The sequence below is a fragment of the Bradyrhizobium sp. UFLA01-814 genome (assembly GCF_046718885.1).
In the GTDB taxonomy this organism is placed as follows: Bacteria; Pseudomonadota; Alphaproteobacteria; order Rhizobiales; family Xanthobacteraceae; genus Bradyrhizobium; species Bradyrhizobium elkanii.
In genome coordinates, this window is the sequence record NZ_JAQOSR010000028.1 from 1 (window position 1) to 15,971 (window position 15,971).

Sequence of the window (15,971 nt, forward strand, 5' to 3'; positions counted from 1 at the left end):
ATCCTAAGTCTCGTGGGCTCGGAGATGTGTATAAGAGACAGGGCCAGGACCACCTTGTCCGCCGGATTGACCACTTACATCTATCAAGAGAGGGCTCGACATCTTCCCAACGACAAAGGTCAGCACCGGAGCGTCGCCGCCCCTCGCTCCCGGATGACCTGGATCGCCGGTGGGACCACCTAGTCCCCCTGTATCATCGGGGCGTCCTCCAGGAGCGCCCGCCGCGTTGCCCCGGTCCGGAGGGACGCCCAACTGTGGTTCCTCCCACGTAATAAGGCCAGGCGCTTCTTGCGACAACGAAGTCACCTCTTTCAATAACATAAACAGTTGACCGCGTTGCGAGAGGGCGCGCTGCGTAAATATCAGTTTAGAATTCGGTTCAAACTCCACTTTCTCGGCTGAAAGGAAAAAACCATCCCATCTCCTCTCTCCCGAGATCCTCAATACTCCAGTGGGAACGGGCAACCTAAGCTCAGTTACGTTGTAGATTACGGTATTGAGAGTTGGAGCATCCAGATTTCTTGGCTGCTGTGCGTAAGCAGACAAGGTCATTGCGAAGCTGGCCGCCAAGCTCGTAGCGTATATCTTCAGTGACGCGTGCATGGTGCTTTTCCTCCAGACCGATTTAGCCGACAGCCCAGCAACGAGTTTCCCAGGACTATCGATTGCCTATCGCTAAGTGCTTCGGCAGGGTGCTAGTGCGTCAAAACATCAAGCATCTCAGTCTCACCTAAGACACAAGGCTACCTAAGGACGTCGCCTGGGTCGCAGCGTCGCCAATCTCCATGCTCGTTTTGGGTATCAAGACCAACCGCGTCGGCCCTTGCAGCGATCGTGTCCTTCGCGCAATCGGAAAAGTGAGATGTGAAGTCACCAACCATTGAAGAAGGATTGGTAATAATTTTCACTAATCCAATCTTTCCAGCAGATACGCTGCCGCAAGATTTTACTATATTGAGGGCTTCAGTTTCAAATCTGACATTCTTCAGATCAATCTTGCTGTACGCAACGATCCGAGCGTCTCTGCAGTAGAGTTGAAAATTTTCAATTTTGGTTTGCGTGGGTAATGCGTGGGTAATGTTGTCCAACCGATTTCGAAAGAAGCTTTTGTTTGCGCTTTTTCCCCAACGGGCATTTGGAGCGGCCCGGCCACCATCCAGAACACGATCGTCACGCCGCGGAGTCCGTGCATTGTGGAGTCCGTGCATTGTCTTCTGTCCCTACTCGGAAACATGCGCAGGCTTCAAAGCGCGCGCCTGAACCCGTTCAGACGAAAACGCCGAATATTCATTGCTCACTGAGAGTGCGACCACCAGATCAGCAGATGCATCTGATGGCGCGCTCACCGTACGGCGCTAACGTGGTCCCGATCCAACAAACTGGGTGTTATCTTGTCGATCTTTGATAGCCGCATGCTGTGGTGCCACTTGCACCCGAGGACCAACAATTCGGGCCAGTATACTGGCTGGCGCCTCGCTGCTGCGTATTCTGCCGATCACGTTCAGCTTGTTGCCGTCTAGACACTTCGTCGGCATTCCTCATATTTTGACAGAACTGCGAATTGCTGGTTCGGCAATCCTCGGCACGTACAGTGGACGTGGTCGCAATGAGGACTGTGATAACCATCGGTATTGTGGAGCAGATTATATAACGGATCGTACGCATCGAAGTTCTCCCTCTCAGCGTTCGGAATCATCCATCGATGACGATCTCCGATCAGGATCGACAACAACATAGAGCAGCATGGCTGCGGTGCACGTTTCTTGCGTTGTAAGCGAATGAGTGAAGAAAAAATGCGTGAGTGGGTTAACCTGTGGCGCAAAACATCGACGTCACGGTTCTGGACATCCGCATCGAAAATCTCTTGACCGTCCAACAGAATACATCGATAAGTCGCTTCACTACTGTAGGTTAAGTTGTCAATTTTCGACGCGCTGCCCGATAGCGTATGCCTCGTCAATTCGTTGCGGGCCGTCTGTAATCTCCGGCGTCATGCTTTCGGTTGGAGCTGGTACGCATTCCTGGAATCCAAGCCTATTTGACTCGCTCAGGACTATGTCCGCAGATCATATGGGGGACATGACGCGATGACTGTGCGCGAGCAACTCTTTACTTTTTTGCGCAACCTCCGGTGGATCGTTGTTCTCTCGGTGGCCCTCTCAATATTGCTATACCTGCCAGATCAGATTCAGGAGCTGTACCGGATCGCCGCTGACGATATTGGGTGGGTAACCGTCAGGGAGTTTATCGCCCTTGGCGTGATCGCGCTAACAATCTGGGCGGCCGCTTTTCAGCTTACCACTGCAACCCTGCCTCATATCCCGCACGCTACCGGACGGCTGGCCCTCTATATAAAACTTGCGCCCGTGGTGCTCGGAGCGCTGCCGATAGTCGCCGCGGCGGCAGGTCAACTCGCCTCGCGGCCGGCTGAAAAGATCAGTGGGGGCGATGAAGTCGGAAGTATCTCCCGCATTCAGGACCAGGCGCTCGCCTTCGAGCGAAACATGCTGCTCATCCTCGCGTTCGCCATGTTGATCCTGCTCGTCTGTTTCGTCACATTCACTTGGCGGATGGGATCAAGAGACCGCTCTACCGAGCTCGCGAGCCGGGCGAACAACGCCTATTTCATCCGCTACAGATTTCTCGCGCTCACGATCGGGCTCATCGCCCTTTTGACAGCGGCGTTCGTTTTGGTTCCCGATAGACTTGCACAATTCGTCGGATCGTTCGGCGTGATGGCTCTCTTTACGATCTGCGTGGTTGGTCTCACCATCCACTTTGCACTCCTGACGATCAGGTTGAATTTTCCATTTATACCGCTCGTCTTTGGGGGCTTGTTCCTGGTTGCCTCCTTGTTTGGAAGCGACGACCATGGGCTGCGCACCGTGGCCGGAGCAGCTGGCCAACCGGAACAGAAGCGCATTTCTGCAGTCGAAGCATTTCGTGAGTGGCTTCTGCAAAAACCGCGGGTGGCCGAGGCCAAGAGGCTCGGAGAGTATCCCGTATTCATTGTGGCCGCCCAGGGCGGAGGCATCTACGCAGCCAACAATGCGGCGCGGTTTCTAGCCAGGATGCAGGATCTCTGTCCGGCATTTCGTCAGCATCTGTTTGCGATAAGCGGCGTCTCCGGGGGAAGCGTTGGTTCGGCAATCTTCGCGGCCGCGCTTCATGCTGACAATGCGCCACTTGATGCGATCGCTCCCGACGCAAAGACATGCCCGAAAATCGCAGACTTTCTGGCCGGCGTCGGCCGGGCCGAGGATATCGACGCTTCTGGACCGGTGGAACAACAAGTTGCAAGCGCCTTGGAGACGGATTTTCTCTCGCCGTTGGTTGCCGGTTTTCTGTTTACCGATTTCACCCAGTTGTTTTCTCCGCTCGCTATTCCAAGTTTCGATCGCGCGCGTTTTCTGGAATACACGCTGGAAAATGCGGCAGACAGAATGCTCAAGACCCACAAGGGCACCGGCGATCAATCCAATCTGCTCAAGGCCGACTTTCAGTCACACTGGACACCTTCCAACAATATGCCAGCGCTGTTGTTGAATACGACAGATGCCGGGAGCGGCAAACGCGTTGTCATCTCTCCCTTCGATATCGATCCGCTACACTCGAAAGACAAAGACCTGTGTATTCTCGCGACACTTGATCGCGCCGGCATGGGAAGCAGTCAAACCGTCACGAGCCGCTCACTGCGTATTCCGCTGAGCACAGCGGCATTTGCGAGCGCGCGGTTCCCGTGGGTGACGCCGGCAGCGACGATCTCCTTGAAGAATGATTGCATTACCGCCAATCCGCAGGCGCGCTTGGTGGACGGCGGATATGTCGAGAATTCCGGAATCGAGACCGCCCTCGATTTGATTGAGCGACTCAATAGCATCAGGGGCACCTCCGACGCGCCAAAATTCCGGATCTATCTGTTGTCGCTGGTCAGCGGTCAGTTCGGAGATCACGGTTCCTTCATGTTCGGTGAACTCATGGAGCCGGTGCGCGCGCTCTTGAGCACGCGAAGCTCTCGGACCTACGTTGCGCTCAATCACGCGACCACTATCGATCGCCGGGGGGAGAACGATGTAACTCCCAGCGTGCAACGGTTCCCAACATTCGGCCGAACGGACATTACCGGCTTGTTTTACAGCCTGCCGCTTGGCTGGACGCTATCTTCGAAAACCGAAGATATCATCTCGTTGAGCAGCGGTCGCTTTTGGGATTGTGTGCCCAAGGATGATTTCGATCAATCGCGCGAGAAGCAGAGCAACGCTGATTGCTTGCAAGTCAAGTTATTTCATCTTTTGAACGGATCTGTCGCGTCCGCCTTTGAAACGCTCAAGGATGCCAAGCTTGCCCAGGCCGCTTACGCCGACGAGTTGGACAAGGAATATCGGCCAACTCCAAAGATCAAACCGCAGCCGTTACTTGCTTGTTATGAGAGCAAGTGGTTGCAGGAGCATGGCTATCAGAAATACCAGGATATGGTGGCTGCGTACCAGCACAAGCTGGCGGAATCGATCAAGGACCATTCGTCGGCTCCGCCACCCATACCGCCATATCGAAAGAGCTATATGGCCTATTTTCAGGCTGAGCGGGTCAAGGCCTTGTTGCAGGAATGGGACCGCGTCGAGGAGACCGATCCGCGCATCCTGGCCTACATCCTGGGGTCAATCTCCTATGACAGCGCCGATTTTACCCGAAGCAGCGAAGATTTCTCTTACAGCGCGGTCTCGCAACTGCCGAGCAAATGGCGCGATCGGATCGCCAAGAACAATGCCGACCTGGCGGCCGCGACCAAACCGCCCGTCGGCATGGACGCATTGCTTAACCATCCCAAGGAACTGGCAAACTTTGTTCTCGGCTACGAGGGCAACGCATTCGGCAACCAGCCCGGAACGGATGATGGTTGGCAATTTCGTCCGCGAGGAATGTATCAACTGGTCGGACGGGAGCAATATCAGGAAGCGCAGAACCACATGCAGCAGGTCGGAGACCTGGCGGGGCTTGATCTTCTCACGCTTCCCGACGCACTGCGGGATGCGAAGATTTCAGCCAAGGTTGCGTTCGCTCACTTCCGGCTGCATCCCTATCAGAACCGAACGCTGTTTGAGCTGCTCAAGGATCCGTCGAAGGACTGGATCGCTGTGCGGGCGTTACAAACGGACATGGAGCATGCCCCGGCTGATAGGGAGCATGTCAACGCCAGAAGCCAGATGTTCCTTGGCTGCATTGAAGAGGCGTTGCATCCCACTCAACTCAAAACGCTGCAGAGCAAATTTTACGGTAGTGAGTAAGAAGTCTGATCCGCCGGTGCGCTCCGTGATGCGTAAGAGCCGGACGCTGAAGGCGGCGCTCTCTACACCTGATACATTCGAGCCGTGAGACGTACAGGAGAATTGCCAACGATGGCAAAAGGTAATATTCGCCAGTCGAAGCTTCGTCGGTTTTTTGCAAAACTCTTCGCAGCGGGCCTGATGTTCGCCGTTGCTTCGGGAGTGGGAACGGCCCCAGCCGAGACGCTATCAAAGCCGCTGTCAGCCAACGACGTGTCCATCCTGTTTCCTGCACCCAGATCGCCGGGTGACCTCGTCAATCTGATCGCGGTGGCCGATCTCGCTGGCCCCACGCGGGCTCCGCAGCGGCTGTTGTCCGATGGGGATTTCGCACGTTTTATCGCAAACGCCGAAAATCCTGAACGTCCAGGCGTGCCGGACTCCGGCGCGCGCCACATTGAGCTGCCTGATCTTGTGAAAAAGATCGATGCCTGGTTTGTTGCCGGCATCCGGATCGACCCGGGAGCACCGGGATTATCTGCTGATGTCATCGCCCAGTTTGGTCGGCAGCCGCAAATCCGCCTGATCATCCAGCCGGTAACCAATGGACCCGAAGGACTCAAGGTCCATGACACTGCCGGTCACCTTATCTTCAGCTTCAACCTCGAACCCGATCCACCTCTTGATGGTTGTGCGCCATTTCCGCGGTTCAAACCTGACGACGAAGCCTTCAAGGCGATCGTTCGCGACGTTGCATCTCTGCGTGATCAACTTGCGGCGGCAAAGTTCGGCAATGTCAAAGTCTCGACTGCCGGTGACATGAACGTGCATCCGGGCCTTGTAGGTGCATCTGCCAAGCCGTTTCGTGATGCGCTCAAAGCCTTGCTCGAAAAGCATCTCTCGCCGCAGCGCCTCAACACCATGGCTGTCATGGGCATTTCACCGCCTGAACCCTGGGTTTTCGTCTCGATGCTGAGGGTCCCGCAAGCCGGGCTGATACCGGTGCCTGGTCCGACGCTCGATGGTCAGCATGCCGCACAGATGTTCAGCATCGTCGGCGGAACGCACGTCGTCCCGCGGCCTGCCACGAACAACCAAAATCCGGTGACGTGTCGTCACGCGACGCTGCAGAATCCTCCGTTGCCTAATGCCAATCGTAAGGGCGTTTCGACAGCCGATTTTATCGATGCCAGTGTCCCGAATAGCCGCGTGCGCGAGATCGTCAATATCATTGCCGATCCCAAGAAGAGTCATTTCTTCAATACGGACTGCGTGAGCTGTCACACCGAGACGGCGCAGCCGCTTGTCAGGAAAGTGCAAAGCTTCGCAGTGCCCGGCGTGAACCGGGCTGTTTTGCCCAAGGAAGACTGGAATGTTCGCAATTTCGGTTGGTTTCCATCGTTCTTGCACGGTGGCCCGGCGGCCGCGACCATCACGCGCCGCGCGGCAGCCGAGACAGCTGACGTGGTGGCCTTCATCAATAGCCAGTTGCTGAACAAGTAATGAGCGCCATTGTCAGCCGGCGCGCTCGCGCCGCCGAAAGCGCTATCTTGATGGATTGAGGAGTTTGCCATGGGAGGTCGTCCGTTCTCTTCTTGGGTGCGCGGCGGGGTGAGGCGGTGGCCTCATATTACCAGTCTCTTCTTTGCGATTGTGTTCGCTGCGGTGGCGTCGATCGGCATGGCCTATTTCATGCCGGAGAAGCTTCGCGATGTGGCGCTTAAGATCAAAAATGAAGCAAATCTCGTTGCCCAATTGCTGCCTGCTACACTGCCCGCGCCGTCGAAGATCGAAAGCGCATACTGGCTGCCGCAGAACTGGCAGTCGCGGCAGCGTTACTGGTTTCACCATACATCGCAGGGCACGGCGACCATTCCCGTCCCATACCGATGGTTCCTGGCTCTGGAACGTCCTGAGTTGTCCATCCATTACACGAGCTTGACGGACGACGATTATCTGCGACGGCTTGGTTTTATCCCAAGTCCGAGCTCAAAGGACTTTGCCGGTAACGCACCCTCATACGGCTACCACGAGGATACCTCGAACGACGTGACCTCGACCTGGACACCAGGCACGCCCGACAATCCAAATGGTTTGCCTGTGGGCTTCGCAATCCTGAAGGGGGGCGTCGACCCGACGACGGGGGCTCTCTACGAAGATCAGATCGGACTAACCTGCGCCGCCTGTCATACCGGTCATCTTGAGTACAAGAATGTCAGTATTCGCTATGATGGCGGGCCAGCAATGGTCAATCTCGGCGAAGTTGAACGGGTCATTGGGCTGTCAATAGGCTATACGCTGATCCTGCCGTGGCGGTTCGAACGCTTCGCCAGCCGGCTGGAAAACATAGAAGGCCGCAGTATCGATCGCAAAAGGCTTCGGAGTGATCTGGAGCTCGCCCTTCAAAAGATCAAGAAACAAAAGGCCCTGAGCGACAGTCTTTTGACCGGGCAGGGCGTCGCAAATCTCGACGAGGGGTTCGGCCGGCTCGACGCGTTGAACCGGATCGGCAACCAGGTTTTCTATGCCAATTTTCTCGACCCGGCGACCGGAAAACTGAGCGATCCCCTTCTCAAGGGCAACTTCGCCCGCAACGACGCGCCTGTGAGTTTTCCGCCGATCTGGGACACGCCGTACTTCCTTTGGGCGCAGTATGACGCCTCTGTTCTCAATGAGCTCGTTCGCAATTCCGGCGAGGCGCTGGGCGTCAGCGCGAAAATCAATATGCGCGCACCCGCGCCGGGACGGCCGCTTTTTCAATCATCCATCCATCTATCTGATATCGCGCATTTCGAGGAGCTTTTGCGTGGCACCGATCCATTTTCGTCGGTCGACGCAAGCAGCAGAAAATTCAGCGGGCTTGTCGCGCCGCGATGGAAGGACGCGCAGGAGAAATTCCGAGGGGACCCGGCCTGGGCCATTGACGAAAAATTCGTTGAGAAAGGTCGCGATCTTTATCGCTCGCATTGCTTTGAATGCCACCGGGGACCGGTCAATGATCCCGCATTCGATGCAAAATGGCCGGACGATTCGTTCTGGAAGCCGGAGAACCCGGATCGCTCTGCCAAGGGCGAGAAGAATTGGGTAGAGATCGGGGGACGCCACTATTTCAACGTCGTTCAGTTGCCGGTGGATGCAATCGGCACTGATCGTCAACAATCCAACGTCCTGACGACGCGGCGCGTTCACTTGCCCGCCTCGCTCGGCCTCAGTCCGGTCGACGACCTGAACAAGGCGTGGGGTTGCGGGCTTCCCGCCGATCGGGCGGCAGATCCCTTATTTGTGCTCGCGCTGATGGACGTAGTGGGCAAGACGATCGATCAATGGAATGTTGCGAACGACTCGTCCGAAAAGGCCAAGCAGCAGATGTGGGGGCCGAGGAAAAACTGCCAGAACCCACGTGTCTATGTTGGCGCGCGGGCAAGCCGTAACGGTAAGGACGAAGAGGTCCTTGCTCTTGAACCTCATTACCGGGCGCGTCCGCTGGACGGTGTTTGGGCAACGGCTCCGTACCTGCACAACGGCTCCGTGCCGACGCTGAAGGACATGCTATTGCCGCAGAGCCAGCGGCCGAGCTCTTTTTGCGTTGGCAGCCGTAAATTCGATCCAGTCAATGTTGGGCTTGTTACGAAAACGCGAGCGGGCGACACCTGTGCGGCCGGCCTGACGGATTTTAACGTATCGCTGCTTGGGAACAGCAATCGCGGGCATTCATTCGAGGGCAAGGAAACCGATATAACGAAGCTGCCGTCCGGGGTCATCGGACCAGAATTGACCGACATCGAACGGCGAGCACTTCTCGAGTATCTGAAGACGCTGTAAGGAGAGCGTAGTCTGGAAGCCCAACGCTCGTCACGCGACTGCAGGAGCAAACCGGCAGGAAATAGACAGTCGACGTAGACTCTCGCATGGATTGAGGAAATGTCACTCAGTCCCCTGGAAGGAAGTTGCCGGACTTCGTCCTGCGGATCGGATGACGGCGCCGGCCGTCGGTCCAATTGCCAGTCATTCCGAGCGACACCTCGCTTCCCTCATCGGGTCAATCAGGCGAGGCTGCAGCCTTGGCCGCCTGGAGTAGAGCGCTATAGCCTTTTCCGTTCCGATTGAATCGGAACGGGGGCTCTAGATTGCTGTTTTGACGCGTTTGTTCTTCACACGAACCGGTATCCACTTCGCTCGAAAACGCTCTGACGTTCTTGATCCTGCTAACCCCGGAGGTGCTCCCGCGACTGAGCTGGGCAGCATCGCGTGCGACGTCGAACTCGCAGATCCTTTGATCCTGCGTGCCGCGCGATCGCTGAGGGTGCATGCAGGTTACGCAAACATCTCCTCGGAACGTGATCTGGGTGTGCACCCGATGATTTGACAGTCGACTATCGGCTGCAAATGATGGCTGAAGTGGTATCGCCTCTGCGCGGTAACAAAGAGCAATCGTCTCCTCCAAGGGTGGACAGGATCCTTATGCTCTCACAAGGTTCTACAGAGTTCGCTTCAACATGGTCCAGGAAAGCACACCAAAGCAACCTATCGGCCTTCATGAAAAGCAAGGGAGGCCGCACGTGGCGGCTCTTTTGCCGGAGGTGTGGCTGCTTGCGCATTCTCCCGTCGAGGGGGACGTATTCGAGGCGGCTCGAACCACAACCGTCAAGAATTCTCTCACAGATCAGCGGTGAGTCAAATGCATCTGTTTGGATTCGAACAACCTGATTAACGCAGCGTTCACGTCAGAGCGCGGGCCGCAAACCGCTCGGCGCTCCTGGTGAGAGCAGAAAATGTTCCGGGGACGGCCTTGATCGCCTCTTTGAGAGCTTCGTTGATCGCAGTAATCAGTTCGAGATCGTGGGCCTCGGATAGGCTATGAGCGTTACGGCGGCAGACGTTCGCAATGGCGTGCCTTATGTCTTGCAGGCTGGAAAGCAATTCATCTCGTTTCCGCGCTGCTTCAGTATCGGTTCCCTTTACGTTGTTCCATTCTCGATATGTGAGCTCGTAATCCCGCAATACTTTGTGCACGGCTCTTCCCCAAAAGGAGCCCTTTGGTTCGGCCGAAGCCGCACTGACAAGCGCACTGAGCAGCTCTCTAATCTTGCTGCAGACGTCTTCATCAATGCCTGATTTTTCGAGCCTCTTTAGATCCAGCTGAAGGTTGACCAAGATATCCGAACGGAAGAAGTTGATCGCGTATCCTGTGGTGCCACGATGGAGCCCGGTTTTCGGAGAGCTTACGCGACGTGATTTCAATTCCTTTGCCACAGTGACCTCCAGACGATTAAGACACGAATTTTCCTCGCTCGGGCACTTACCCGGCGTGCGGGTAGACGTCGAGCATCGCAATGCAAGCGAGTATCGGATTAACGCCACATCGATGGAAATCGCGAATTAGTCAGCTCAGAAAAATTGTAAATGTTGTGGCGCTGGGACGACACTAATGTCCGTTTTGTACGAGATGCCTGGCGCCAGCCTGCGAGCAGGGAAGGACGCTCACTCGCCAGTGGAGGCGTCGCCGGCGAGAGGAGCGCCATGCTTCGTTATCGCGCACCGAGCGCAGCGCAATGCGGAGAAAGAGGCGGCCCTGGTTATCGTGGCCCGAACGGTAAATGCGTCGGGTCGGCTGAGATGGGCCGCATATGCGGCACGCCGCCCGAAAATCGATGTAGACCCGAGGCCGTAGCTCCGAACGCATCTGCGGCAGCCGGTTATGGCGCCAAGATTGAAGAGCTGCGCCGGCCCCCAAAACAATAGAGCCTCTAGAGTTGCAGGCGCTGCTTTCATCACCGCAATGCGTCGCAGCAGCCCTCCCATCATATGTTCAAAACGGATTGGCGACTTGCAAAGTGTTCCACACCCGCATAATCAATTCCGAAATACTTTTGATACAATAGTCCGGCTTTCGCTCGAACTCTGGTTGCGATTGTATGGGACGTAGCACCTAAACGATTTTCCGAGTTGAACCGATGTCTTCAACGTTTGTCGTCCCACCACGAAAGGTCGAGTTTGCTCCCGAACCGTGTCTTCAAGCCATTCTTGCGTGGCTCGAAAAGAGCCGCGGACAAGTCGCACAAGAGGCCGAAGTAATCGACGTGGAAGGCGTACCTTGGCTTTCTCTGAAAAATGTTGCGAGCAAAGATGATCGGGATGACACCGACGCGGAGCGCCTGCTCTGTCCTCTCGCCAAGCGTCCGCCAAGCGCGCACAATCCGCGGCTGGCCGACGAGATTATGATAGTCGAAATCTACGATACCGATCCAACCCCTCGAACGTATTCCCAAGGCCCAGACGTCCGGGTAACGGAAACTCGGCGAGCATGGGCCAGCCTCGCAATCGTCCGAGGAAAAGATCGACTAGAGGCAAAGGAGTATGACGAAGTTATCTTGGACTGGGGCGTGACAGCACAGTGGCCATTCAAATGACAGGGAGGAAAAAGGACAGTCAGAGCGAGAGCGCGGTAGACCGACACATGGCGAAGGTCAGACGCCTCGTCGCTACGTTTCTCCCGCCGGCTTAGTCGCTCACAACGACGACACACGTGCTCTTGAAAAGGTTCTAGTTGTCAAGGAGCGCATGGCACTCGTCACCGACGTCCTTACGTGGATGCTGGAAAGGGATTGGTGCTGTCTAATGCTACCCCGTAAAGCCGCATCGAAGATTTCCTATCTCAAGGCATCGTCCAGTCTTTGCTTTGCGTCGGTGTGTTCTGGGAGTTTACGTGGTGCACCATGAGCCCAAGCGGCGGATCAATCGCAAGCAGGATTCAAGCGTTTCACAATCGCCCAGGCAGACGAAGGCGCCTTCGCTTCTGCGTCGGATACGAGCGTCTTCAGCAGGCCTGAAATCACCTGCAGGGCAGCCTGCTCACTTGGAAAATCCTTTAAGGGTCGGTAGCGGTAGAGCTCCCAACCGTCGCCCCTTAATTCCGCGTACGCGTAGAGTCTGATGGATCGCTTCTGCAGCTCGAGTTCCAGCGTGAATCCCACCTCGAGCACGACGTTGCTCCGGCCCTTTGCGCTGCCGGAATTTCTCAGCGTGCCGGTTGCGCAGAAGTAGATGTTTCCACCATTGACGTAAGCTTCGGTGCCCTCCGGTAACTCACCATCTGTCGCAACATCGCGGATGTCGCGTCGAAGTTTGTTAACGTCGAAAGAGTGATTGACGTAGAAACGCCTTTGGAAACGCGCCGGAATTAAACGGGGGTTTGAATCTCGGATCCTCTCGCCGATCACTTCCATGTTGGCCAAGAGTTTGTTCAACAACTGCGGTCCGGCTATCACTGATGCCGCACTTTGAAGTCGCCCCAAGCCAGTTTTGTGCCGTATTCCCAGCATTTGAACGAGAAGAAATTTTGCGGTTGAGCTGTCTTGTCCGTTCAGATTGATAGGTTGATATACGCCCACACCAATGTCCTCCAGATAGCGACAGACGAGGTTCGCCAGCGGTCCTCGATCGCCATTGTTCAGCGCTTTATAAATGTCGTCGTACCGCATGAGCGCCACCGGTCTTCCCTTCGAGCGCGCAGCGGTCAGCTTTTGAAGGTCAGCCGGTCTGGGACGAAAACGGTATACGTAAAGAAATCCGACTTCATTGTTCACGACTTTCAAGTAATCGTTCAGCTGAGCTCCGTTGGTTGGAGTTTTGTTGTCGTATTCCTTCACCTCAACAAGCAGCACGGGGCGCTTGCCCAGGCCAAACAAGAGATCAGCCCTTCGTCGGATCCCGCCCTGTCCGGGAAACGGTTGCTCGCATGCGGCGTTCAGCTCGCCTCTTCTGATTTGACCCGCAAATCGAGTCCAGAACTTCAAACCCTCAATATTATTGAGAATCGCGAGGAAAGATTCCGGCTCCGTACGGAAGAGCTCAAGCAGCACTATCGAAAAGTATCTGCCATCGTACTGCTGCTGGAAAAACTGCCGTATGGACTGAAAAAAGCTCGTCATATCTGCAGTTCAATCGTTAAAATAGATCTGAGCGCTCGCTGAGCAAACCGAAATGGTCGCCGCAGGAGCGCCAAGTAAGATCTGCGGCAAGGGACTGATCGCAAGATTTCGATGATCAGTAGCTTTTTGGGTTCTTGCGTCGCTAGTCGCTTCACTCCGGAGTTGAACTCATGGTATGCAGTCAATAATTGAGATCGCGGGATAGAAGCACCTTAAGATTGCTCTCGGCCAAACGCAAATTATTGATCAGAGATCTGTCTAGCGGGCTCAATAGATCGTCGGATCTAGCCATGATGGGCGCAGCGCGCCCTATGCAACGGGCGCTCGCATGAACACGTTAGCAGGACAATAGCTTGGATCTGACATAACCATATGACCTATCTGGACGATTCTCCTGATGAGTTGGCTGGCCGGCCACAGGTCCTTCCGTCGGCGTCGACCGCTGCCGACGCGATAGAAGCACTGACACGCTCGCAGCTGCAACACGTGCTCGACGCGCACGATCGAAAGCTCAAGGTCTACGAGAGCCTGAGAGCCTCAACGACGTCATAGGAACACAGTACGGCGACCGTGTTCTTTTCGAGTTGCTCCAGAATGCGCACGACGCTCACCCTCCCGAGGATAAAGGAGAGATTGCGATCCGCCTTGTAATCGATGCTCCTGACCGCGGCGAGCTGCTCGTCGCGAACAAGGGACGTCCGTTTACGGACTCCAACCTCGAGGCAATTCGTAACATCGGGACGAGTGATAAAGAGATTGGCGAGGGAATTGGCAACAAAGGTCTTGGCTTTCGGAGCGTTGAAGCACTTACGGATGATGTTCACGTCTTTTCGGTCGGTGGGCACGCACGGGCTCGCGAGTTCGACGGCTATTGCTTCCGGTTCGCCACGGCCAATGAGATAGAGGCTCGGCTCGTTGACCTGAGGGCATCCACAGAAGTTCCGTCAAAAGTTGCGTCAAACGTGCCTCGCTATCTCGTCCCCGTTGCGGCTCGCGAGCAGTCCGCCGAAGTGCGCCGACTGGCCGAGGAAGGGTATGCCACAGTGGTTGCTCTTCCGCTGGCCACGTCTGAGGCTACCCAGCTAGCCAGCAAGCAGGTGACGGCAGTCCTCGACTCACCCGCACCGGTTCTGCTTTCCCTGGATCGATTGGCCTCGCTGGAAGCCATCGTCGTCGCGTTCGGGGAGGCACCCAGACGCATACGATTGACGCGAAAGGTCACGCCGATCGAGGCCGAACTTCCCGATGGGCTCAGGATGGAGCGCGTAACCCTCGACGACACAAACGATTTTCTAGTCGTCCGGCAAGTTCTGCCAAAGCGGGAGGTACTTGATGCGGTTCGCGCCAGCGTCAGTGCCGCGCCTCCGTTGAAGCGCGCTGGCTATCCTGGAAGGGGGATGCCGTCGCGTCGGTGGCGGTCCCGCTCGGCTCGCGGATGCTGGCGGCTCCACGAATGTTCAATTTCCTGCCAATGGACGATCGCGCGGTCTCGCCAATGGCGGGGCATATCGACGCCCCCTTTTTCGCAGACATCGACCGGCGGTCGATCAAGCCGGACCTGCCACTTGACAAGTATCTGTTGGAGGTGGCAGCGAGGACGGCCGCGCAAGCTGCGCTAGCGATCGTCGATGGTGACCTGGCATTGCCAGAAAACGCGATCGTCGACCTTGCTTCGTGGTCGGACCCACATATGGCGAAGCTCATAGAGGCCTTCGCCGGTCTCGGCCGCCCTTTGGCAGATGCCGGCATCTGGCCGGTTGTCGAGGGCAGCTCTGCGCCGCGGGTCAGCTTTAGCGATCTGTATGCTTGGCCCGGTGCTCACACGCACCAGCTGACGCCGGCTAAACTTGCCAACGTCGCTAATGCTGCGATCTTGCCCCCCTCGATTGGTGAAGCGCGTCTCGGGCGCGTTCGCGCGCTTGCCGCTGCGGTGTCGCTACCGCTTTCACCGAGCGAAGACACGCTTTCCTACTGGAGTGAAGCGATCGTCACACATCTTGCCGCGAAGGGCCGGCATTCGCAGCGCCTCTGGCGAGATTTTTACGATGACGTTGTGGCGGTCTACGCGGCGACTTCCATCCCCCTCTCAAGCCTCGAGGGCAAAAGGCTGTTTCCGGACGGTGATGGCAAGTTGCTCCGCGCGACGGCCGGGGGCCTCGCAGGTGCCCCGCCGGTGTTCCATCGCATTGGAAAGGATGCAGGCCGGCGCGGCGAAGGGCCGCCAAGCCCGCCTTCGTCACTCTCCCGCAAGTTTCGCTTTCTCAGCCAATCGATCGAGATATCCGAGCCCAGCTTGCGTGTTTTCGAGAAGGCGGGCTTGTTGAGACGGTATGACCCACTGGAGGTGCTTAACGGCCTTAACGGGGTTCTTGGTAGCTCGCCAATCGACAACCAGCGGCGCGAGGCTTTGATTTGGGCATATCGCGTCTGGCGAAATACCGGCAGCAAAGCGGTCGAGGATGGGCTCCGTGAAGCAGGCTTGTCTATTCCCTGTCTCGCAGGCTGGTTTCCCGCGTCAGATTCCTTTTTCTCGGCGTCCTGGACTACGATCGGCCGGACGCTCGAACTGTATCTGCACGAGGCGTCGCCTCAGTCCGCCGATGCCAACGAGCAAAAGGGCAAGCTCGTTTGTCAGTTTTGCGAACTGGCCGCGCGCCGGATCAGACGATCGACGGGAAGACTGGTTGCGCTTCCTTGGCGTACTAGGAGTACGTGACGGACTACAGCCAATCGCCGGCGCTCTTCGTCGAAACGGGACGCCCTCGAACTATTGGAA

At 56.5% G+C, this 15,971-nt stretch carries 9 protein-coding genes and 1 pseudogene; 7 read left to right on the forward strand and 3 right to left on the reverse strand.

The features are described from left to right. Nucleotides 1-985 precede the first annotated feature (985 nt). Nucleotides 986-1,174, reverse strand: a complete 189-nt coding sequence (locus PMN64_RS11250; RefSeq protein ID WP_411780732.1) for a hypothetical protein — start codon at nucleotides 1,172-1,174, stop codon at nucleotides 986-988. A gap of 913 nt (nucleotides 1,175-2,087) precedes the next feature. Between PMN64_RS11250 and PMN64_RS11255 the strand changes: the two genes are divergently transcribed. The 3 genes from PMN64_RS11255 to PMN64_RS11265 all read left to right on the forward strand — a co-directional run bounded on the left by PMN64_RS11255 (nucleotide 2,088) and on the right by PMN64_RS11265 (nucleotide 9,086). Next, nucleotides 2,088-5,285 carry a hypothetical protein gene (locus PMN64_RS11255; protein WP_411780733.1) on the forward strand — a complete coding sequence of 1,066 codons (3,198 nt, stop codon included), beginning with the start codon at nucleotides 2,088-2,090 and terminating at the stop codon, nucleotides 5,283-5,285. A 111-nt stretch (nucleotides 5,286-5,396) separates the two neighbouring features. Next, nucleotides 5,397-6,767, forward strand: a complete 1,371-nt coding sequence (locus PMN64_RS11260) for a hypothetical protein (RefSeq protein WP_411780734.1) — start codon at nucleotides 5,397-5,399, stop codon at nucleotides 6,765-6,767. Nucleotides 6,768-6,836: 69 nt separating this feature from the next. After that, nucleotides 6,837-9,086, forward strand: a complete 2,250-nt coding sequence (locus PMN64_RS11265) for a di-heme-cytochrome C peroxidase (protein ID WP_411780735.1) — start codon at nucleotides 6,837-6,839, stop codon at nucleotides 9,084-9,086. An 897-nt stretch (nucleotides 9,087-9,983) separates the two neighbouring features. Here the strand turns inward: PMN64_RS11265 and PMN64_RS11270 are convergent. Then, on the reverse strand, nucleotides 9,984-10,517 hold the full coding sequence (locus PMN64_RS11270; RefSeq protein WP_411780736.1) for a hypothetical protein: 534 nt from the start codon (nucleotides 10,515-10,517) through the stop codon (nucleotides 9,984-9,986). A gap of 701 nt (nucleotides 10,518-11,218) precedes the next feature. Between PMN64_RS11270 and PMN64_RS11275 the strand changes: the two genes are divergently transcribed. Beyond that, a complete protein-coding gene (locus PMN64_RS11275) occupies nucleotides 11,219-11,674 on the forward strand; it encodes a hypothetical protein (RefSeq protein WP_411780737.1) in 456 nt (151 codons plus the stop codon). Between the two features lie 324 nt (nucleotides 11,675-11,998). On the opposite strand, the gene PMN64_RS11280 is transcribed toward PMN64_RS11275, so the two are convergent. Continuing rightward, nucleotides 11,999-13,195 (reverse strand): hypothetical protein, encoded by a 1,197-nt coding sequence (locus PMN64_RS11280; RefSeq protein ID WP_411780738.1) that lies wholly within the window; start codon nucleotides 13,193-13,195, stop codon nucleotides 11,999-12,001. Between the two features lie 372 nt (nucleotides 13,196-13,567). Here PMN64_RS11280 and PMN64_RS11285 point away from each other — a divergent pair, with 372 nt between their 5' ends. From PMN64_RS11285 to PMN64_RS11295, 3 genes and pseudogenes are all read left to right on the forward strand, one after another. Then, the gene (locus tag PMN64_RS11285) at nucleotides 13,568-13,747 is read left to right on the forward strand and encodes a hypothetical protein (protein ID WP_411780739.1); all 180 of its coding nucleotides are present in this window, start codon (nucleotides 13,568-13,570) and stop codon (nucleotides 13,745-13,747) included. Between the two features lie 32 nt (nucleotides 13,748-13,779). Beyond that, a pseudogene (locus tag PMN64_RS11290) lies at nucleotides 13,780-14,019 on the forward strand (sacsin N-terminal ATP-binding-like domain-containing protein); the annotation flags it as partial. Nucleotides 14,020-14,648: 629 nt separating this feature from the next. Then, nucleotides 14,649-15,911: a hypothetical protein gene (locus tag PMN64_RS11295; RefSeq protein ID WP_411780740.1), complete on the forward strand. Its 1,263-nt coding sequence runs from the start codon at nucleotides 14,649-14,651 to the stop codon at nucleotides 15,909-15,911. Nucleotides 15,912-15,971: the final 60 nt, after the last annotated feature.

Bases quoted from the DNA above. Each gene is read 5' to 3' on its own strand.
- PMN64_RS11255 (WP_411780733.1), top strand. From the start codon at position 2,088: ATGACTGTGCGCGAGCAACTCTTTACTTTTTTGCGCAACCTCCGGTGG.
- PMN64_RS11260 (WP_411780734.1), top strand. From the start codon at position 5,397: ATGGCAAAAGGTAATATTCGCCAGTCGAAGCTTCGTCGGTTTTTTGCA.
- PMN64_RS11265 (WP_411780735.1), top strand. From the start codon at position 6,837: ATGGGAGGTCGTCCGTTCTCTTCTTGGGTGCGCGGCGGGGTGAGGCGG.
- PMN64_RS11275 (WP_411780737.1), top strand. From the start codon at position 11,219: ATGTCTTCAACGTTTGTCGTCCCACCACGAAAGGTCGAGTTTGCTCCC.
- PMN64_RS11280 (WP_411780738.1), bottom strand. From the start codon at position 13,195: ATGACGAGCTTTTTTCAGTCCATACGGCAGTTTTTCCAGCAGCAGTAC.
- PMN64_RS11285 (WP_411780739.1), top strand. From the start codon at position 13,568: ATGACCTATCTGGACGATTCTCCTGATGAGTTGGCTGGCCGGCCACAG.
- PMN64_RS11295 (WP_411780740.1), top strand. From the start codon at position 14,649: ATGTTCAATTTCCTGCCAATGGACGATCGCGCGGTCTCGCCAATGGCG.